Below are 20695 nucleotides of genomic sequence, written 5' to 3'. Positions count from 1 at the left end.
TAGGACGACGTAGCAATAAGCTCAAACGGACAATATGTCACATGCGCATGGAGCTGTTGCTGATGCTGCTTCTGCTGGTGCCGACGGCCATGGTCCATGGCCAGTCAGGCCTGACGCAGAGTTTTACGGCGTCGCTGACGGCGGTTCCAACCGACCCGCAGACTGTCGCGGGTTCGGTCTATGTCCCAGCCTATTCGAGCGTGGCGATGACACCCGGCAAGATGCGCGCCGATTTTTCGGTTACCTTGAGCCTCCATAACGCCTCGGAATCGGTGCCGCTCATCCTCAAGCGCATCGCCTATTTCGATACGTCCGGCGTGCTGGTGCAGAGTTATCTGCAGGAGCCGATTGCGCTGAAGCCGTTTGCGACCATCGAGATCTTCATCTCCACCAAGGACGTGCGCGGCGGCACCGGGGCGAATTTCGTGATCGACTGGGCCGCGACCGCTCCGATCGCCGAACCCGTGGCCGAAGCCCTGATGATCGGCAGCCTCGGCAGCGGTCATTATGCCTTCGTCAGCCAGGGCAGGGCGGTGCGAGTGGTCGGAAGCAAGCCCCATGAGCCATAGGCGGCACCAGCCAAACGAGGATGCGTTTCGAACGCGCTGACGTTCATTCGACATGCCGCGCGAGGTTCTCCAATGTCGACGCCATGCCGAGCTCGTGATCCGCGCGACTGATTCCAACCGGTACGTTCTCGGCGAGAAGGGAGACCAGCGTACCATCCGCTGCTGGAGACAATGACCACGTCATCGTCATCGTGCCGGCGAACTCCGGCATGTCGGAAACGAAATCGACCGCTTGCACGATGAGCTTTCCCGGCAGGATCCGCAGGAAGTGTCCCCGGACCACATCGTCGTGCTCAGAGGATTTCCCGGGCGCAAGCGCAAACGTCAACACGATCTCGAAACGTCCACCCTCGCGCGGATCGAAGTGCCTGATTTCTCCGCTCGCTCTATCGGGCGGCAGCCAGCGCACGAGCTTTTCGGGCTGGATGAACGCGTCGTAGATCGCGTCCTGAGTTGCCCTGATGAGGCGGGCGGCGCTGTGCGTCCGGTCGGTTTGCGAAGCGTCACGCATGGGTTTCTCCGGCGAAAAGGACTGATATAGAAGGACGAATGAGAGCGGCGCGAGCCGACATCGGGATTTTTCATCAACCCTGACAAAGACGAACCCGATCGCCTGACCGACAATATGGACGCGTCTAATTGTGTCCCGCGGCGCCGCTTATTTGTTTACACGGCCGACATTGCATCCGTAACGCAAATCCTTGCGGCTGACATCGATGCGCATCATGTCTCGTGCATCTGAAGAGCAGAGTCGAGTCCGACGACGGGAGATGAGCACCTTGAACGCCGCCTGGTTCGCGCCCGCGCGATCGCGATGCCGCGCGCGAGCATGGTTCGCAGCGATCCTGTGCCTCGTCGGCACGGAGCTTGATCGAGCGGTGTCAGCGGAAACGCCGGTTGCGCGCGGCTCCTACCTCGTCAACACCATCATGGCCTGCGGCAACTGCCACAGCCCACGCGACAACGCCGGAGCCGTGATTGCGGACCGCGCCTTGTCGGGCGGTCTGACGATCACGACGCCCAGCTTCACGGCGACCGCGCCCAATATCACGTCCGACCGCGACACCGGAATCGGCGACTGGACCGACGCCGAGATCAAGCGCGCATTGTCCGAAGGCGTCCGTCCGGATCATGGCCCGCTGCCCGGCGTGCCGCTTGCGGCGGTGATGCCCGTCGGATTCTACAAGGCCTTGCTGCCCGCCGACCTTGACGCCATCGTCGCCTATCTGCGCACGGTCAAGCCGGTCAGGAATCTGGTCCCGCAACCGACCTACGCTGCCGCGGTCCACCGTGAGCCTTATCCGGAGGCGGAAGCCGGCTTTGCCGACGCGGACTTCACCCGTCCAGCACGCCGGGGTGCCTATCTGGTGACGATCGGCCATTGCATGGAGTGCCACTCGACTTGGTCGGATGGCCGCTCGGATTATCGGAACGGACTGGGGCGAGGCGGCCGGCCGTTCGGGCCTGCGCTGGTCCAGGGACTCGGCGCCAACTGGCATGGCGCGATCGCGCCCAACATCACTTCCGATTCCACATCGGGGCTTGGCGGCTGGTCCGATGCAGAGATCGCAAACGCGATCCGGCATGGCATCGCACGCGATGGCCATCACCTGGCCCTTCCGATGGCCTTCGCGTTCTACGCGGGTCTCCGCGATCAAGACGTGGCCGATATCATCGCCTATCTCAGAACATTACGCTGAGACCGAGCCTGGCAATCGGAGGGGCGCGATCAGTCGATCGGCGTGATTTGGCTTGCCATTTTTCCGTTTTCAATTGATCCAATCGAGGCGCACGCACCGTATTGCCGACTGGCTCCGGGAGACCTCATGCCTCGCGTCACCATTATCGAAACCGGGCTTATACCTTCACGATATCGCGCGCGGCACGGGACATTTCCCGAGATGTTCGCGCGCATGATCCACGCCGAGGACCCCTCGATCGGCGTCGACGTCGTAAGCGTGCTTGGCGGCGCGCAGCTTCCCGATCCTGCCTCGTTGCAGGCAATCCTGATCACGGGGTCTCCTGCCGGCGTGTATGATGAGCTTGACTGGATCGCGCCGCTGGAGGATTTCGTGCGCGCGGCTTACGCCAACTCCACGCCGATGGTCGGCGTCTGTTTTGGCCATCAGCTGATCGCGCAAGCCATGGGCGGCATCGTGCGCAAATCCGACAAGGGCTGGGGCATCGGACGGCATGTCTACCAGGTGATGCCGGGCAACGGTGTCATCGAGGATGTAGAACTCGCCATTGTCTGCTCGCACCAGGATCAGGTCATCGCGGCCCCGCGCGACGCCCGCACCATCCTGTCCTCGCCGTTCACGGAGCATGCCGGCCTGCTCTATGCGAACGGCGCGACCTTGACGGTGCAGCCGCATCCCGAATTCGACACCGATTTCGTCCATGCGTTGTGTGAGCTGCATGCGGACCATGCTCCCGAGAGTGTCGTGGCCGCGGCCAGAGCGTCCTTGGTCGAGCCGCTCGACAGCGCCAAGCTCGGCCGCGCGATCACGCGGTTTCTCATACGCTGACAGCGCCCGTGCGCGGACCGTTGTGCCTTCGCAGGCGGAGGCGCTCGTCACCATGTCGAATCTGCACGCCTGATCCCGCAATCGCGTGACTGGTCCGGAACGGACTCGCTGATACCTTCGTTTCAACAACACGAAGAACAAGCGAGGAAACGATGTCCGGACTGGAGTCGGCGACGCCGCGTATCAAGGTCATTCAACGTCTGGCGCTGACGCTCCTGGTCGTTGCGGGTGTGGTGAATTACATCGACCGGGCGACGCTCGCGGTCGCCAATCCGCTGATCCGCGAGGAACTCGGGCTCTCGATCGCGGACATGGGCTATCTGCTGTCGGCGTTCCTCTGGGCCTATGCCTTCGCGCAATTGCCGACCGGCGCGATGGTCGACCGATTGGGACCGCGCATTCTGCTGACGCTGGGCTTGAGCCTGTGGTCGCTGGCGCAGTTGCTCGGCGGCCTCGTGCAGAATTTCGGCCAGTTCTTCGGCGCGCGCATCCTGCTCGGGATCGGCGAGGCGCCGCAGTTTCCAACCGGCGCGCGGGTGGTGCGGGACTGGTTCAATCAACGCGACCGCGGGCTCGCCACCGGCGTCTTCAATTGCGCGTCATCGCTGGGGACCGCGATCGCAGCGCCGCTGCTGACCTTCCTCATGCTCTCATTCGGCTGGCGGGTGATGTTCGTCATCATGGGCGTCGCCGGCCTGATCGTTGCGGCGGCATGGTGTGTGTTCTATCGCAACCCGGAAGAGGTGGCCCTGACACCGCAGGAAAATGTCTATCGCACCCAGGGCGATCCGCCGGGCCAGCGCACCAAGGTCACCTTCCGCGAATGGAAGCTGCTGTTCCGCTTCCGCACCACCTGGGGCATGGTCGCAGGCTATTTCGGCTGCATCTATCTGACCTGGATCTACACCGCGTGGTTGCCCGGCTATCTCGAGATCGAGCGCCACATGAGCGTGAAGTACACCGGTTGGGCCGCGGCCATCCCGTTCGCCTGCGGCGTCATCGGTGGCGTGTTCGGCGGCTACATCGCCGATCACCTGGTGCGCCGTGGGACCGAGCCGCTCAGGAGCAGGCGAATCCCCGCTGCGATCGCGCTGTTGGGTACGGCCGCCTGCACGGTGGCCGCGGCCTACGTATCCAGCAACGCGCTGGCGATCGCCTTCATCTCGATCTCGCTGTTCCTTGTCTATGTCACCAGTACCTGCGCCTGGGCGCTGAGCTCGGTCGCAGTCCCGACCAACTGCACGGCCTCGATCGGCGCCGTGCAGAATTTTGGCGGCTATCTCGGCGGTGCGCTCGCGCCCACCGTCACTGGTCTCATCGTGCAGAAGACCGGCTCGTTCATTCCAGCGCTCGTGGTCGGGGCCTTGATCGGCATCATCTCTGCCGGCTCCTATCTGTTCGTTGTCGATCAGCCGATCACGGGCGCGGACCTGGAAGCCGAGGCCGAGGCGCAGCTGAGTTCGGTGCGCGGTTGAAGCGGGCTATGGGACGTAGGCCAGCTTTCTGATAGGGTTCGGGTTCCATCGAATTGCACAACAAGACCGCCGGGGAGAAAAAAATGAACCAGGATGCCGTGTTCGCGGCCGAGAAGGCCATTCGTATCGATCTTGCCGCCTGCTATCGGCTCGTCGCCCTTTATGGCTGGGACGACCTGATCTTCACGCATATTTCGGCGCGCCTGCCGGGGCCGGATCACCAGTTCCTGATCAACCCCTACGGCCTGATGTTCGAGGAGATCACGGCGTCGAGCCTCGTCAAGATCGGGCTCGATGGCAAGCCGGTTGGCGATTCGAAATACCCCGTCAATCCTGCAGGCTTCACGATCCATTCCGCCGTGCACGAGGTTCGCGACGACGCCGGCTGCGTGATGCATTTGCACACGGCGGCACCGCGGTCTCCACCTCCAAGGAGCGCCTGCTGCCGCTGAACCAGACCGCGCAGCTGGTGCTTCCCGATCTTGCCTATCACGACTATGAGGGTGTCGCGCTCGACCACGACGAACGCCCGCGCCTGCAGCGAGACCTCGGATCCAAGAACCTGATGCTTCTGCACAATCATGGCACGCTCGCTGTGGGTCGCACCTGCGCGGAAGCGTTCCTGCGCATGTATTTCCTGGAGCGCGCCTGCACCATGCAGGTCCGCACCCGCATGCTCGGGGACATCTCCATGGATCATCCGACCGCGCCTGATGTGATCGAGAAAAACGCCAAGCTCGCGATGTCAGGCGGAATGTCGCAGCTTGCAGAGCAACTGGTCTGGCCTGCCTTGCTCCGGAAGCTCGATCGGACCGATCCAAGCTTCAGGACGTGAGGCGGCGGCCCGCGCGGCTATCGCAGCAAGGCCATCGCATAAGGCCTGAAGCAGATCGGGTTCGTAGCGATCGCCGGGAACTTTCGGTTCCCTTGCGCGTCATTTCACAAAGCGCGATTTAAGTCTGGCGCGAAGGAGACCAGGGCCAAGGAAGGCGGCAGCCCATGTCAAGGTTCCGCTTGTCAAAATCCCGCGAAGCGATGGCCGCGCTCGCCGTTGCCGCGGTTGTGCTGGGCGCGTTGCCGTCAGGTCCGGCCGAGGCCGGCCTTCGCCTTCGCGTCGGCCCTGTCGCAGTCGTGCGCATGGCGATGGGCGGCATGCTGGGCCTGGTAGGCGCGCGCCGCACGCGCATGGCGCATCATGGCCGCATCCGCACCGCCGCGCTTGGGTCGCAGGATCGCCGCGCGGCCGAATCCGGACGCGCCGGCAACCGGCTTTCGGAGCGCGCCCAGCTCACCGCATTCGCGGCGCTGTCCGGCTGGCACGGCGGCCATAGCGCGGAAGGGAATACCCAAGGCTGGTGGCATCACGCCGACGGCTCATATGGCTGGGTCGGTCCGCTGTTCTGGCCATACGCGGCTGACGATCTCGCCGACTTCATCGTGTTCGGCAACGGCAGCGCCCTGTTCGGCTACGGCTACCCCGACATCAATGCCGCGATCTTCGCGCCCTACGGCACGAGTGAACTCGCGGCCTATCTGCCGGGCGACGCGACGGGGCGGCGCTCGCGCAAGGTCCCCGCGGTCAAGGATCTTTGCGGCAACGCCGGGGGCGAGGAGCCTGGCTTTCCCGTCGAGCGTATTGCGCAAGACCTGCGGCTGAACGAAGCGCAGCGTACAGGTCTGGACCAACTCGCCGCCGCCTGGACATCTGCAGACAAAACCATCGCGTCATCCTGTCCGGCCGAGGCCCCGGCCAACGGGCTTGACCGGCTGGCGACGATGCAAAGCCGCCTCGCCGCCATGATCAGCGCGGTCGATGCCGTGCAGCCGAGCCTGTCGAAGTTTTATGATCTGCTCGACGACAATCAAAAGGCGCGGCTCGATGTGTTGGGAGCCGATTCGCGCCCGCAGGCCGCCGAGCCGCTGCGCAAGGGCCGACGCACCGCCTCTGCGGACCGCACGCCTCGAGAGGCGCTGGCTGCCGCCTGCCAGGCCGAGCAGCAGGGCGAACCCTCGCTCGATCAGCTGGCCGAGCAGTTTTCGAAAGTGCAATGGCCGCTCGACGAGATCGCTGGCAATCTGCATCTCGATGATACTCAGCGCGCAGCACTTGAAGTGCTGCAGGACACCAGCCTGAAAACACTGGAGCTGCAGAGCGCCTCCTGCCGCGCTCAGGGCGCGCGCATCATGCCCGCCCGCGTTGAGGTCGTGAAGGCGCAGCTGGAGGCCATGCTGCAGGCAGCAAAAGAGGTCGCCGACGCGCTCGACGATTTCTATTTCAACCTGAGCGAGGAGCAGAAAACGCAATTCGAAGCGATCGGCCCGCAGCGAGGCGCGTGAGGATCGCTGCGCCTGCGCCAACTCACGCGCCCGCGGCTCACGCCGAAACGGTTGAGCAGCAATCGGCGCCAACTCCGAACCTCCACCCCTTGCGGGCTGCGCGTGGACTGCGTTGCAGCCTATCCCGCGCTCAGGCGGACGCCGGCGCGGAGGAATTTCTGCGGGTCGACCGCCTCGCCGTCGATGCGGGTCTCGTAGTGCAGGTGCGGGCCCGTGGAGCGGCCGGTCGAGCCGACCTCGCCGATGACCTCGCCGATCCTGACCTGCTGGCCGACATGCACGTTGATCTCGGAGAGATGGCCGTAGCGCGTCGAGAGGCCGTTGCCGTGATCCACCTCGACCATCCTGCCATAGCCGCCGGACCAGCCGGCCGAGACCACCTTGCCGTTGGCGGTGACGCGCACGGGATCGCCTGTCTGCGCCCGGAAATCGAGCCCGGTATGCATGGCCGGCCGTCCGAGGAACGGATCTGAGCGGACGCCGAAGCCCGACGTGAACTCGACCTCGCCGACCACGGGCTTGCGATAGGGCACCAGCGTCAGCGTACGGTTGAGCCGCTCGACCTGGGCGCGGGTGATGTTGATGCGGTAGAGCTGGCGCTCGAACGGGCCGGACTCGGCGTTGAGCTTCACGGGAACGAAGGGGCCGCCCATCGGGGGCCCCTTTGGCGCCGCCGCTTCGAGCTGCGCCATGTCGAGACCGAGATCGGTGATCACGCCGCGCATCCGCCGCAGCCGCGATTCCATGCTCTCTTCGGCGTTATTGAGCATCGCGATCTGCCGCGCCTCGACCTGATCGAGCGAGCGCTGCAGCCTGGTCAGCACATTGTCGACGCCATTGAGCTTCGCGAACTGGCTGGGCTGCGCGTTGGAGAGAACAGGGGTGCGGGACTCCAGCCGCGCCTCGCGATCAGGCGGGGCTCTGAAGATCACGGTGTCGCTGATCGGCGACGGTTTCGGCGTGGTGATCGCAGGCGCCGTCTCGGGCGCGGCGCCCCGCGCGGGGGAGCGGATCGAGCCGGTGATGTCGGGCATGCTGCCGAGCGCCGTCGCGCGGCTCTCGAGCGCGGTCTGGCGCTTCAGGATCTGATCGAGCTTCTGATCGAACTGCTCCTGGTCGAGCATCTGGCGGCTGGTGGCGCGGTCGACCTTGGCGCGCAGCTCGGCGATGCGGTCCTCATAGGCATATTGCATCTCGGCCTGGCGGGCGATCAGCCGGGTCAGCACGTCGTCGCGGAAGGCGAAATAGGTCGCGGTGGCTGCCGACCACAGGCCGAGCAACGTGATGGTCCCGACCACGATCCAGAACACCACCGGGCCGACGCGCACCTGCTTGCCAGCATGCACCAGCGTGTAGTCGCTTTGCGAGACGGCCGCAGTAGGGGCGGAGTGGCTGGCCTGCATGCGGCGCGCCTGCATGGCGCGGCCGCGATCATGGGCATGGTGCTGGGGATATTCGGCATAGTGGCCGGAACGATGCGACATCGGCACTCCCGTGCCGGTCGGATCAAGTTCCTACGGCATCAACGCCTGCCGATTTGACCCATGCATGGTTAATTTTATCCCAACGAGAGGATGCGGCTTTTAAAGCTCCGTTCAAAGCTCCCCTCAAAGCGCCTCTCAAAGTCCTTGGGCAGCGGCGAGCACGGCGTCGGCGTGGCCATCCACCTTGACGTTGCGCCAGACCTTGGCGATGCGGCCATCGTGATCGATCAACACCGTGCTCCTGATGATGCCCAGAAACTTGCGGCCATAGAGCGATTTCTCGCCCCAGGCGCCGTAGGCCTCGAGCATCTCATGGTGTTCGTCGGAGACCAGCGGCACCGCGAGGCCGTGCTTGTCGCGGAAATTGTCCTGGGCCTTCACCGTGTCGGCGGAGACGCCGAGCACGGCCGCCCCGGCGTCGGCGAACGCCGCGGCGAGGCGGGTGAAGTCGATCGCCTCCTTGGTGCAGCCCGGCGTATTGGCCTTGGGATAAAAGAACAGCACGAGCTTCTGGCCGGCATAATCGGCCAGCGATACGGTTCCGCCGCCGTCGCGCGGCAGGCTGAAGCCGGGCGCCTTCGCGCCTTCGGCGAGCGCCGCCGGCCTGGGGGCCGATTCGCGGCCAGTCGCGGCAGACGACGGGGACTTGGCGGACTTCGCAGCCGGACGACGTGCCGCGGCGGGTTTGGCGGTTCCTGGCTTGGTGGACGCCTTGCTGCCCTTGGAGACGGCCTTCTTGACCGCCTTCTTAGCGGTCTTCCGGGCGGGCGCCGCAGAGGTCTTGGCAGCTTTGGCCGGCGCCTTCGCGCGTGCGCCGGACTTTCCAGCGGATTTGTCCGCTGGTGACGTTTTGGGGGATTTCTTACGTGATTGCTTTGACATACGCCTTCCTTTCGACGTTTTCCGCGGATCAATCATGGGAGGATGCGAATCCTCGTCCGGCATGCCGGATCGAGCGGCTGGCACACCCCAGTTTCCGAAGCCCGCGTAAGCGATCGCCGCCGGCGTGGCGCGAACTTCGGAAAATGGACGTGGAAGCTCATGGGCACCGGTAAGCTACCAGTAAGCTTGCAGGTCTCAAATCTGCGGGCTCCTGTTCGGCAATTCGATCGGAGTTCCCGGTATGGCATGACGAGATGACGGCCGCAGGAACTTCAGATCGGGGGCAGGTGTGACTGGGCAAATCTGACGCCGCCGGGGTATGGTGACAAGGATTTCGGCGCCTCGCCAGTTGCGCTCCTCGAGCGGGCCGGCAGCACCCTAGCGAGCAACAGGATCAATCAGCGATTGGGGGCGCGATGCCGGCAGAGGAGCGCTCGTTACCTGTCAACGGGCGGAGCCGAACCGGCGACCAATCTGGTACGTACCAGGTGGGTTGCGACTCATCTGACACACGACGCCAATACCGAGAGGCAATGGCAAGGAATACATCCCCCCAACGGCCCAATCTGCAGGCGGAGACCCAGGCCGGACAGTGGGATCATGCCGACTGGGATCATGCGCGTGTGCACGATGATTCCGACGCCGACGAGCGCGAGCACGACGATGTGGCGGGTCACCATGCGCGTCGGCTGCTGTCGCGCTCCAACTCGCGGCTGGATGTTTTCATCGATCGGCTGCTGGCACTGCCACGCTGGCTGGTGAGAGAACGCTGGATCAGGCGGCTCGTCGTCTCGATCGTCACTGTGGCGGCGGTATTTGCGGTGAGTTTCGCCGTGCTGTGGTGGCGATTGGGGACCGGCCCCATCAATCTCGACATCGCCACGCCTTGGCTCGCGGCGGCGATCGAGGACAATATCGGCCACGGCAACACGGTCGAGGTTGGCGGTACCCAGATCGAGCGCGCGGGTCGGATCCACATCGCGGTGCGTCTCCGTGACGTCGTCGTCCGCGATCAGGATCATGCGGTGGTCGCGAGCGCGCCGAAGGCCGAGGTGCGGCTGTCCGGTGCCGAACTGCTGATGGGCCGACTGCGCGCCGAGAGCTTGAAGCTGGTCGATGCCGAACTTGCCGTCCGCATCACGCCCGACGGCACCGTCACGGTGTCGACCGGCGCCAGCAACAAGCCGCTGGCCACCGGCGTTGCCTCCAAGCGCGACGCCGGCCTGCCGCCGACATTCCCCCGCGCCGACGGCGGCGCTGCTGCCCCTGGCATGGCCGCACCGCCAGGCGCGAGCCAGCCGGTACCTGTGCCGCCATCGGCAGTGCCTGCACCGGGCAATGCGCCGAGCGGGGTGCTTGCCGGGCTCGACTGGCTGGACAGTTTGAGCCTAAGCGGGCTCGATGGGCAGAACCTCAATGAGATCGGCCTCAAGAACGGCGTGCTGGTGGTGGACGACCAGCAGCGCGGCAACAAATGGACGTTCGAAAACATCAGCTTGAGCCTGCGCCGTCCCATGGGCGGCGGCGTGGCGCTCAGTGTCGGCGAGGAGGGCGCCAAGCCCTGGTCGCTGCGCGTCACGGTCGGTACGCCCTCGAGCGGCGTCCGCGCCGTCGATATCAAGGCCGACAAGGTGCCGACCAGCAATATCCTGCTGGCGCTGCGGCTGAAGGATCTCACTTATATGGCCGACCTGCCGCTGTCCGGCGAGGTCAAGGGCGAACTCGGCCGCGACGGAGTGCCGACCTATCTGCACGGCAAGATCGCCGTCGGTGCGGGCAATATCATCGACACCGACACGCCCGACTATCCGATGCCGATCGATCAGGCCGAGCTGAACCTGGAATGGGATGCCGGGCGTCACGCGCTGGTCGCCCCGTTCAAGATCGTCTCCGGCGCCAACCGCATCACCTTGCTCGCCCATCTCGAGCCGCCCGATGGCGCGGCGAATGACTGGCGGCTTGGCCTGTCCGGCGGCACGATCCTCTTGGGCGGCATCGAGAACGAGCCGCCGCTGATCTTCAACCGCATCTCGATCGGTTTCCGCTTCGATACCCAGGGCAAGCGCGTGCTGCTGACGCAGGCCGACATCTCCAACGGTGAGATCGGCGTCGCCGGCACCGGCAGCATCGACTATTCGGGCGAGCCGCAGATCAAGCTCGGCTTTGCGGGTACGCCGATGTCGGCGATCGCGATGAAGCGGCTGTGGCCGGCGCTGATCGTGCCGGAGGTCCGGGCCTGGGTGATCGACCGCATCGAGCGGGGCTCGCTGCAGCGCATCGACATCGCGCTCAACTCGCCGGTGAAGAACCTGCCGCGGAAGGGACCGCCGATTCCGGAAGACGGCCTCGAGATCAACATCCTCGCCTCCGGCGTCAGCGTGCATCCGGTCGATGGACTGCCTTCGGTGCGCGACGCCGATCTGAAGGCGCATGTGACCGGTCGCACCGCGACCGTCAGCATCGGGCAGGGCGTGGCCGACACGCCGGCCGGGCGCAAGATCAATTTCTCCGACGTCGTGTTCGAGGTGCCGGACATGGCGCCGAAGCCGTCGCCCTCGCGCATCCGCATGCGGGTCGATGGTCAGGTGGCCGCTGCCGCCGAGATTCTCTCCTCTGATCGGCTGAGCGATCTGTCGGCGATGCCGATCGATCCGAACACCACCAAGGGCACCTTCGCAGCCAATATCAATCTCGCCATGCCGGTGAAGGGCGAATTGTCCAAGACCGATACCAGCTACACTGCGACGGCCGATCTCAACGGCTTCTCCGCGGAAAAGCTGGTGATGGGCCAGAAGCTCGAGGCCAATACGCTGAAGATCGCCGCCAACAACCAGGCTTATCAGGTCAAGGGCGACGTCAAGATCAACGGACAGCAGGCATCGCTCGACTATAGGAAGCCGGCCGATGGCGATGCCGATATCAAGCTGCAGGCGACGCTTGATGACGCCGGCCGCGCGCGGCTGGGCATGGATCTCGGATCCGCGGTCAGCGGCAATATCCCGCTCAAGCTCAACGGCAAGATCGCCGCCTCCAGCGATCACGACAGCAAGATCGGCGTCGAGGCCGATCTCACCCAGCTGAAGCTCGACAACGTCCTGCCTGGGTGGGTGAAGTCGCCGGGCAGGGCTGGCCGCGCCATCTTCAACGTGGTGTCGAAGCCGCAATCGACCCGGTTCGAAGACATCGTCATCGACAGCAGCGGCGCCTCGATCAAAGGGTCGCTCGAGGTCGACCAGAATGGCGACCTGGTGAACGCCAACTTCCCGGTCTATTCACCATCGGACGGAGACAAGGCGCAGATCAAGGCCGAGCGCGGCCCGGACGGGGTGCTCAAAGTGACGATGCGCGGCGACGTGTTTGACGGCCGCGGCTTCATCAAATCGACGATGTCCGGCAAGGATACCGACAAGGGCAAGTCCAAGGCCATCGACATCGACGCCGACGTGAAGCTCGGCGCGGTCGCCGGCTTCAATGGCGAGGCACTGCGCAGCGTCGACATCAAGCTGTCGCGGCGGAGCGGCGCCTTCAAGAGCTTCAACCTGAGCGGCAAGCTTGGCCGGGACACGTCGGTGAGCGCCGATCTGCGGATCGGACGCGACAGCCCGACTTCGACTCAGCGCAGCAGCCGCGCGCAAGGTCGCGAGGTGATCTATCTACAGACCGCCGACGCTGGCGCCTTCCTGAATTTCACCGACACCTATTCCAAGGTGATCGGCGGCCAGCTGGAGCTCGCCATGGAGCCGCCGACCGCTGATTCCGGCCCGAAGGAAGGGCTGATCAACATGCGCGACTTCACCGTCAAGGGCGAGCAGGCGCTGGACCGCGCGGTCGCCGGGGGTGGCACAGGTGGCGGCGGGCAGGGCATCGCCTTCAGCGCGGCACGCGCGGAGTTCACGCGGCAGCCCGGCCTGTTGTCGGTCAGGGACGGAATCGTGCAGGGGGCAGCGATCTGCCTGACCGTCGAGGGCAGCATCGACTACAATGCCAACAAGGTTCGCATGAACGGAACCATGATTCCGGCTTGCGGGCTCAACGCTATCCCAGGTCAGATCCCTCTCATTGGCCTGCTGCTCGGCAACGGCAACAAGGAGGGCATGTTTGGCCTGACCTATGAAGTTGTGGGGACGCCGAGCCAACCGGTCGTCCGCGTCAATCCGATCTCAGCGATCGCGCCGGGCGTGTTCCGCAACATTTTCCGGTTCAACACCGGCAACCAGCCTTATACGCCGATGGACGCGCCTCCCAATAACTGACGACGGCCTGGAGTCGTTGTTTCCGTCATTGCGGGCCGCGCGCTTGCGCGCTGAAGCAATCCCAGCGCGTCCTCATCGAGACCGTCCCTGATGAGAGATGATGGATTGCTTCCGCCGTCGCCCGTCGGGCTATGGAGGGCAAGTCGTTTCGCCCGCAATGATGGCTGCCTTTGTGACCTGCCGACATTGTTTGTCGGGCCGTTTGTCGCATGATCAGTCGACAGGATGCTACGCCGCCCGCACGCCCGCCAAGAAGGTGTTGACCTCGGCGGAAAGCTGCTCGGCCTGCTTGGAGAGGTTGCTGGCGGCTGCCAGCACGTGACCGGCGGCGCTGCCGGTCTCGTTGGCGGCGGTCGAGACGCCGCCGATATTGGCGGTGACCTCGCGCGTGGCCTGCGCGGTCTGGGTCACATTGCGGGCGATCTCGGCCGTTGCCGCGCCCTGTTCCTCGATGGCCGAGCCGATGGTGGCGGCAATGGCCGAGACCTCCTCGATCGTCGAGGTGATGCCGTCGATCGCGCCGACCGCCTCCTTGGTTGCGTTCTGGATCTGGGCGATGCGGTCGCCGATCTCCTGCGTCGCCTGGGCGGTCTGGCTGGCGAGGCTCTTCACTTCGGCAGCGACCACGGCAAAGCCGCGTCCGGCTTCGCCGGCACGCGCGGCCTCGATGGTGGCGTTGAGTGCAAGCAGGTTGGTCTGGCCCGCAATGCTGGAGATCAGCTCGGCGACGTGCTCGATCTGCTGGGCGCCATCGGCGAGCGCGCGGACGATGGCGTCGGTGCGGCGGGCGCTATCGACGGCGCGGCCGGTCACTTCAGCGGATTGTGCGACCTGGCGGCTGATCTCGGTGATCGACGAGGACAGTTCCTCGGCGGCGGTGGCGACCGTCTGCACGCGCGAGCTGGCTTCGGTTGCGGCGGAGCTCACCGCGGTGGCGCGCGCATTAGTGCTCTCGGCGGTGCCGGTCATCGACTTCGCGGTAGCCTCGAGTTCGCCGGCGCCGGACGCCATCATGCCGACCAGCCGGCCGACGGAGGCATCGAAGCGGTTCGCCATGGCGATCAGGGCGTCGCGCTTTTCCGCCTCGCTGCGCTGCTTGGTGGCGGACTGCTCCTCTTCCAGCATGCGTGCGGTGATCGCGGTCTTGCGCAGCACCTCGAGCGTCTCGGCCATCCGGCCGATCTCGTCGCCGCGTTCGGTCTCGGCCACTGGCTGCTCGAGCGCGCCGCCAGCGATGCCCTGCATCCGGTCCTTCAACCGATGCAAACCCCCGACCACATTGTGTGAGATCAGGAACGACAGGATGCCGAGCAGCAGCAGCAGCGCAGCGCCGATCGTGCCCAGCCGTATCAACAGCGCGGTGACGTCGGCCTCGATGTCGTCGACGTAAAGGCCGTAGCTCATGACGATGTTCCACGGCGCAAAGCTGCGGACGAAGACCACCTTGCGAACCGGTTCGGTCTGACCCGGCCGCGGATAGAGATAGGACGTCGTGCTGCCTTCCGTTTTTTCCAGCCCGGCCTTGATCTGGGCGTCGGCGATCTTGACGCCGTTGGCGTCGGTGGTGCCCAGGATCTTGCCTTCCAGCTTCTCATTGGGGCCATTGAGCAGCAGCGAGCTATCCGAGACGTTGTACGCGATCGGATAGCCCTGGCCGTTGTTGAAGTTCATGCGCCGCGCGAGATAGCGGAATTTGGTCTTGGCCTCGTCCACGGTCATCTTGCCGGCCGCGACCTCGGTCTGCAGTGTTTCCGCGAGCCCGTGCAGCAGATCGACCGCGGTGTGCATCTGCGTGACGCGATCCTCCAGCATGCGGGCGCGGCTGAGCCATGCCGAGACACCGACGATGGCCAGCACGCTCATGGCGGCCAGGATCACCATGCTCGCGAGCTTGGTGCGGATCTTCATGCGGCTGAGCAGGGCCATGGCTTCCTCGTCATGATTATTTTGACGAACGAATTATCATCAATCCTCTTACTAATGGTGAATGTGGCCCGCTTCTTGCGTGTCCATTAGATGGACGGAGTAGTTCGATCCAGCTGCGGCCCTTGAACTAATTACGCAGCGCGGGGACGACGAGAAATGGAATCATGCCGATGATGACGCTGACCAGCGCCAGCACGATCAGCGGATTGTAGCTGTGGGTGAGATCGTGGATGACGCCGCCGCCCCATGAGCCGAGCGCTGCGCCCAGGCTCGAACCGATCGTGATGGTTCCATAGATCGTGCCGAGCCACCTGCCGCGAAAGATCTTCATCGCGGTCGCCGACAGGAGCGGACCGCGCGAGCCGATCATGCTGCCGAAGCAGATCACGAAGCCGGTCAGGAGCCAGATGCTCGGCGCAAACTGCAGGCCCCACAGCATCAGAATGCCCGCGATCGACAGCGCATAGCTGAACAGAACCGACGGCCTGCGCCCGATCACGCCGTCGAGCCAGGACACGCCGAGCATGCCGAACAGCAGAACCACGCCGGAGAAGCCCCATGCGGTCGCCGCCTGCAGCGGCGGAAAGCCGGCATCGATCAGATAGGCCACAACCTGCGGCGCGATCGAAAACATCCCGATTGCCGTGAAGAAGAAGGTCGCAAACAGCGCCCAGAACGCGTGATGGCGCAGGGCGCGTGGCAAGGTCCAGCCGTCATCGGCTGCTTCGCTGCCGAGGGGGCGTGTAATATGCGAGGCGCCCTTGGCGAACAGTCGCCACGGCAGCAGCAACAGCGGCACGAGCAGTGCGAGCGTGCTCGCGCCGAACAGTTGATAGGCGCTGCGCCAGCCGATGCTGTCGATCAGCAGCTGCGATGCCGGCAGCAGGATCAGCACGCCGGCGCCGGTGGCCGAATAGATCACCGACATCGCGGTCGGCAGCCGCGGTCCGAACCAGCGCCCGAGCAGGATCGAGTTCGGCACCAGCCCGATCAGGGCCATGCCGATGCCGACGCACAGGCCGAGCGAGAGTCGGAATTGCCAGAGCTGTGAGGCAGAGGCGGCAATCAGGAAGGCCGAGCCGAGCAGCAGCAGGCCGAGCGCGTAGACGGCCCGCGGACCGGAGTGATCGAACAGCCGGCCGATCAGCGGCGCTGCGAGCCCGCCGGCCAGCGCTGCCAGCGAATAGATCGAGACCACCTCGGCGCGGTCCCAGCTCATGCTTTCCGAGATCGGCTTCAGGAAGACGGTAAAGCTCTCGGCGAGGCCGCGCCCGAGCACCGAGAGCGCAAAGCACAGCGCCAGCACGACCAGCGCCACGCGCGCGGGCTGCGCCGCTTGTGCTGGGGCTGCGTCCTCCCGTGACGCTTCTGTTTTCATGCCTGCCAGGGGGCCGCAGATTGTCCGCCCTGGCAAGCCGTGAAAAGCGAATGCGCCTATGCGGGCTTGACGAGGACGTGGCGCTTCTTGCCCAGCGACAGCTTGATCACGCCCTCGCTGGTCATGTCGTTCGGCGTCAGCGCCATCTTTTCGTCGGTCACGGTCGCGTCGTTGACACGCAAGCCGCCGCCCTTGATCTGCCGGCGCGCTTCGCCGTTGGAGGCGACGAGGCCGGCTTTCACGAAAGCCGTGAGCACGCCGAGTCCGGCCTCGAGCTCGGCGGAGGGAACCTCGACCGTCGGCAGGTTCTCGGCGATCGCGCCTTCCTCGAAGGTGCGCCGCGCGGTCTCCGCCGCGGTGCGCGCGGCCTCTTCGCCGTGGAGCAAGGCGGTAGCGGCATCCGCCAGCGCCTTCTTCGCCTCATTGATCTCGGCGCCCTGGAGTGCGGCAAGCTTGTCGATCTCGCCGAGCGGCAGGGTCGTGAACAGCTTGAGGAAGCGCACGACGTCGGCGTCCTCGGTGTTGCGCCAATACTGCCAGAAGTCGTAGGGGCTGCACTGGTCGGCGTTGAGCCAGATCGCGCCCTGCGCGGTCTTGCCCATCTTGGCGCCGGAAGCGGTGGTCAAGAGCGGCGTGGTCAGGGCGAACAGCTGCGGCGTGCCCATGCGGCGGCCGAGGTCGACGCCGTTGACGATGTTGCCCCACTGGTCCGAGCCGCCCATCTGCAGCCGACAGCCGACCCGCCGCGACAACTCGACGAAGTCGTAGGCCTGGCAGACCATGTAGTTGAACTCGATGAAGCTCATCTCCTGCTCACGCTCGAGCCGCAGCCGCACGGAATCCATGGTCAGCATGCGATTGACCGAGAAATGCCGGCCGATGTCGCGCAGCATCTCGATCCAGTTCAGCTTGGTCAGCCATTCCGCATTGTCGAGCATGGCGGCATCGGTCGCACCGTCGCCGTAGCGCAGCACCTTGGCAAAGACCCCGCGGATGCTCGCCTTGTTGGCCTCGATCTCCGCGATGGTGCGCATCGCGCGGGTCTCGTCCTTGCCGGAGGGATCGCCAACCATGGTGGTGCCGCCGCCCATCAGGGTGATCGGCTTGTTCCCGGTCTGCTGCAGCCAATACAGCATCATCATGGTCAGGAAGTTGCCGATATGCAGCGAGGGTGCGGTACAGTCGTAGCCGACATAGGCGGTCGCCTCGCCCTTGGCCGCAAGCGCGTCGAGGCCCTCGAAATCCGAGCACTGGTGGATGAAGCCGCGACTCTGCAGCACGTTGAGGAAATCGGACTTGAAGGCAGTCATTTATCGACGACTCTGACGAATGGTGTTTACGCTGAATTGCGCAAATGGCGGGGAGACTTCGCAGACCACGGCGCGCGTTGTGGCTTATAAGATGCCGTCACCTTCGACAAGCGTCACCGCAAAATGGCCGCACTCGGTGCGAAAGGTAGGCATTTTAGGGTTCTAATGGCGATGATTCTGACAACGCTGGGTCTGATGAGCGGGACGTCCCTGGATGGGGTGGACGTAGCCCTGCTCGAGACCGATGGCCGCCGGATCAAGGCGTTCGGCCCGACCGGCTACCGGCCCTATAGCGCGAGCGAGCGCAGCCTGTTGCGCCAGGCGCTCACCGAGGCGGTGCATCTGGACAGCCGCGAGGCGCGGCCGGGTGCCTTGCGGGCCGCCGAGGAGGCCGTGACCGTGGCGCATGCGGAAGCGGTCGCCGCGTTCCTGGCGCAGAACCGGCTCGCCGCCCAGGACATCGATATCATCGGCTTCCACGGCCAGACGGTGCTGCATCGGCCGGAGCGCCGCCTGACCGTGCAGATCGGCGACGCCGCCGTGCTGGCCAAGGTGATCCATGTCCCGGTCATGCATGATTTCCGGGCCGCCGACGTCGAGGCGGGCGGGCAGGGCGCCCCATTCGTGCCGGTCTATCACCGCGCATTGGTGCAGTCGCTCGGACGCGAGGGGCCGGTTGCGGTCGTCAACATCGGCGGCGTCTCGAACATCACCTATATCGACGGTGAGCAGACGCTGATCGCCTGCGACACCGGGCCGGGCAATGCGCTGCTCGACGACTTCATGGTCCGGACCACCGGCCAGGCCTTCGATCAGGATGGCCGCATGGCCGCGCTAGGCACGGCCGATGAGGCCTGGGTGGCCCAGGCATTGGCACGGCCATTTTTCAAGCTGCCGCCGCCGAAATCGCTCGACCGTAATGATTTCGCTGATCTCGCGCTCGGGGGCGTCTCGCCCGCCGACGGCGCTGCGACCCTGACGGCGTTCACGGCTGCGGCCATTGCGCAAATCGTGCCGCTGCTGCCGAAGGTGCCTCGGAGCTGGATCATCTGCGGCGGCGGCGCCCGCAACCTGACCATGATGCAGATGCTGCGGCAGCTGCTGGCGCCGGCGACGGTGGAGTCCGCCGAAGCGTTCGGCTGGTCGGCGGATGCGATCGAGGCACAGGCGTTCGGCTTTCTCGCCGCGCGCGGCATGAAGGGCCTGCCGCTGAGCTATCCCACCACCACAGGCGTCACGATGCCGATGACCGGGGGCATGATCGCGCGGCCGTGATTGGATGCAGTTGCATCCACCTTGACTGTTCAATGCAAATGCATCTAGTTTGATGCGTCTGCATGAACAGCGAGGATCGCCATGGCCGCCGCACTGAAGCTGACCAGCCACAAGCTCTGTCCCTATGTGCAACGGGCGGTCATTGCCCTGACCGAGAAGGGTGTCGCCTTCGAGCGGATCGATATCGATCTCGCCGACAAGCCGGACTGGTTCCTGAAGATCTCGCCGCTCAGCAAGGTGCCGGTGCTGACCGTGGCCACCGATCAAGGCGAGGTGGCGCTGTTCGAGAGCAACGTGATTTGCGAGTATATCGAGGAGACGCAAGCGGGGCCGAAGCTGCACCCTGCCGATCCGCTCAAGCGTGCCGAGCATCGCGCCTGGATGGAATTCGGCTCGGCGATCCTGTCCGATCTGTGGGGCCTGGAAACGGCGACCGACGCCGCGACATTCGGGGCCAAGCGGCAGGCCGTGATCGCCAAATTCGTGCGAGTGGAGGCTGCGCTCAGGCAGGGGCCGTTCTTCGCAGGCGAAAGCTTCAGCCTGGTGGACGCGGTGTTCGCGCCGATCTTCCGCTATTTCGACATCTTCGACGAACTCAGCGACCTCCGAGTGTTTGCCGAAACGCCGAAGCTGCGGGCCTGGCGGACCGCGCTGGCGCAGCGCCCCAGCGTGAAGGCGGCCGTCGGCGCCGACTATCCGCAGCTGCTGCGAGCCTTCCTGGCGCGGCACGATGCGCATCTGTTGAAAATCGCGGCGTGAGATGTCGGCACCGGTGGCTTGGCTTGCGCTGATCGTTGCCGGCGTGCTGGACGTCGGCTGGGCGATCGCGATGAAATATACCGACGGCTACACGCGGCTCGGTTGGAGCCTCGTATCACTGGTGCTGCTTGCAGCCTTCGTCTTCCTGCTCGGGCGCGCGCTGCAGGTGCTTGATGTTGGCATCGCCTATGCGGTGTGGACCGGGATCGGCGCTGCGGGCACGGTGCTGATGGGTGTGCTGCTGTTCGGCGAGTCCGTGAGCGTGACCAAGCTTGCCGGGATCGCGCTTGTGCTGGCCGGCATCGCGGCGCTCAAACTGGCGCCGGCATAAAAATCCCGACCATGTCCGCGGAGGTCGGTGCCGCTCGGCCACCTCTGGGACGTCCCCGTCATTGACGACCGGCCGGTACACTCATCCGGCTATCGAGCTCTTTGTCTTGTGCGACTCGCCTGCACGAGGCGAGCAGAGATTCAGCGCGAAATGTTGAAGCTTCGTCGCTCTGCGCTTGCGTGTCCAGG

The 20695-nt window shown here is 65.1% G+C and carries 15 protein-coding genes and 1 pseudogene; 10 read left to right on the top strand and 6 right to left on the bottom strand.

Features of this window, described 5'->3' with window-relative positions:
* Positions 1-41: 41 nt before the first annotated feature.
* The gene (locus tag ACQR1W_RS03205; RefSeq protein ID WP_434849450.1) at positions 42-569 is read left to right on the top strand and encodes a DUF3124 domain-containing protein; all 528 of its coding nucleotides are present in this window, start codon (positions 42-44) and stop codon (positions 567-569) included.
* A gap of 43 nt (positions 570-612) precedes the next feature.
* Here the strand turns inward: ACQR1W_RS03205 and ACQR1W_RS03200 are convergent, their stop codons facing one another.
* Entirely contained in the window at positions 613-1080 is a 468-nt protein-coding gene (locus ACQR1W_RS03200) for an SRPBCC domain-containing protein (protein ID WP_434849449.1), read from the bottom strand.
* A 367-nt stretch (positions 1081-1447) separates the two neighbouring features.
* On the opposite strand from ACQR1W_RS03200, the gene ACQR1W_RS03195 reads away from it, so the two are divergent.
* The 5 genes and pseudogenes from ACQR1W_RS03195 to ACQR1W_RS03175 all read left to right on the top strand — a co-directional run bounded on the left by ACQR1W_RS03195 (position 1448) and on the right by ACQR1W_RS03175 (position 6909).
* Complete coding sequence (locus tag ACQR1W_RS03195) at positions 1448-2269, top strand: c-type cytochrome (protein WP_434849448.1); 822 nt, start codon at positions 1448-1450, stop codon at positions 2267-2269.
* 126 nt (positions 2270-2395) lie between these two features.
* Complete coding sequence (locus ACQR1W_RS03190) at positions 2396-3097, top strand: type 1 glutamine amidotransferase (RefSeq protein ID WP_434849447.1); 702 nt, start codon at positions 2396-2398, stop codon at positions 3095-3097.
* Positions 3098-3249: 152 nt separating this feature from the next.
* Entirely contained in the window at positions 3250-4572 is a 1323-nt protein-coding gene (locus tag ACQR1W_RS03185) for an MFS transporter (RefSeq protein ID WP_434849446.1), read from the top strand.
* A gap of 83 nt (positions 4573-4655) precedes the next feature.
* Positions 4656-5407: pseudogene (locus ACQR1W_RS03180) on the top strand (class II aldolase/adducin family protein).
* A 302-nt stretch (positions 5408-5709) separates the two neighbouring features.
* Positions 5710-6909 (top strand): Spy/CpxP family protein refolding chaperone, encoded by a 1200-nt coding sequence (locus ACQR1W_RS03175; RefSeq protein WP_434849445.1) that lies wholly within the window; start codon positions 5710-5712, stop codon positions 6907-6909.
* Between the two features lie 119 nt (positions 6910-7028).
* Here ACQR1W_RS03175 and ACQR1W_RS03170 read toward each other — a convergent pair whose 3' ends face one another.
* Positions 7029-8393 carry a peptidoglycan DD-metalloendopeptidase family protein gene (locus tag ACQR1W_RS03170; RefSeq protein ID WP_434849444.1) on the bottom strand — a complete coding sequence of 455 codons (1365 nt, stop codon included), beginning with the start codon at positions 8391-8393 and terminating at the stop codon, positions 7029-7031.
* 135 nt (positions 8394-8528) lie between these two features.
* Positions 8529-9275 (bottom strand): peroxiredoxin, encoded by a 747-nt coding sequence (locus tag ACQR1W_RS03165; protein WP_434849443.1) that lies wholly within the window; start codon positions 9273-9275, stop codon positions 8529-8531.
* A 533-nt stretch (positions 9276-9808) separates the two neighbouring features.
* Here ACQR1W_RS03165 and ACQR1W_RS03160 point away from each other — a divergent pair.
* A complete protein-coding gene (locus ACQR1W_RS03160) occupies positions 9809-13528 on the top strand; it encodes a YhdP family protein (protein ID WP_434849442.1) in 3720 nt (1239 codons plus the stop codon).
* Positions 13529-13756: 228 nt separating this feature from the next.
* Here ACQR1W_RS03160 and ACQR1W_RS03155 read toward each other — a convergent pair whose 3' ends face one another.
* The 3 genes from ACQR1W_RS03155 to tyrS all read right to left on the bottom strand — a co-directional run bounded on the left by ACQR1W_RS03155 (position 13757) and on the right by tyrS (position 18142).
* On the bottom strand, positions 13757-15454 hold the full coding sequence (locus ACQR1W_RS03155; protein WP_434849441.1) for a methyl-accepting chemotaxis protein: 1698 nt from the start codon (positions 15452-15454) through the stop codon (positions 13757-13759).
* Positions 15455-15581: 127 nt separating this feature from the next.
* A complete protein-coding gene (locus tag ACQR1W_RS03150; protein WP_434849440.1) occupies positions 15582-16832 on the bottom strand; it encodes an MFS transporter in 1251 nt (416 codons plus the stop codon).
* A gap of 56 nt (positions 16833-16888) precedes the next feature.
* Positions 16889-18142: a tyrosine--tRNA ligase gene (gene tyrS, locus ACQR1W_RS03145; RefSeq protein ID WP_434849439.1), complete on the bottom strand. Its 1254-nt coding sequence runs from the start codon at positions 18140-18142 to the stop codon at positions 16889-16891.
* A gap of 171 nt (positions 18143-18313) precedes the next feature.
* Here tyrS and ACQR1W_RS03140 point away from each other — a divergent pair, with 171 nt between their 5' ends.
* From ACQR1W_RS03140 to ACQR1W_RS03130, 3 genes are all read left to right on the top strand, one after another.
* Entirely contained in the window at positions 18314-19417 is a 1104-nt protein-coding gene (locus ACQR1W_RS03140; RefSeq protein ID WP_434849438.1) for an anhydro-N-acetylmuramic acid kinase, read from the top strand.
* 81 nt (positions 19418-19498) lie between these two features.
* Entirely contained in the window at positions 19499-20176 is a 678-nt protein-coding gene (locus tag ACQR1W_RS03135) for a glutathione S-transferase family protein (RefSeq protein WP_434849437.1), read from the top strand.
* A gap of 1 nt (position 20177) precedes the next feature.
* Positions 20178-20507 carry a DMT family transporter gene (locus ACQR1W_RS03130; RefSeq protein WP_434849436.1) on the top strand — a complete coding sequence of 110 codons (330 nt, stop codon included), beginning with the start codon at positions 20178-20180 and terminating at the stop codon, positions 20505-20507.
* Positions 20508-20695: the final 188 nt, after the last annotated feature.

This window comes from Bradyrhizobium sp. HKCCYLS1011, from assembly GCF_051167795.1.
Lineage (GTDB): Bacteria > Pseudomonadota > Alphaproteobacteria > Rhizobiales > Xanthobacteraceae > Bradyrhizobium.
The sequence above is the reverse complement of the archived record's forward strand: the minus strand, read 5'-3'. Positions and strand labels throughout refer to the sequence as shown.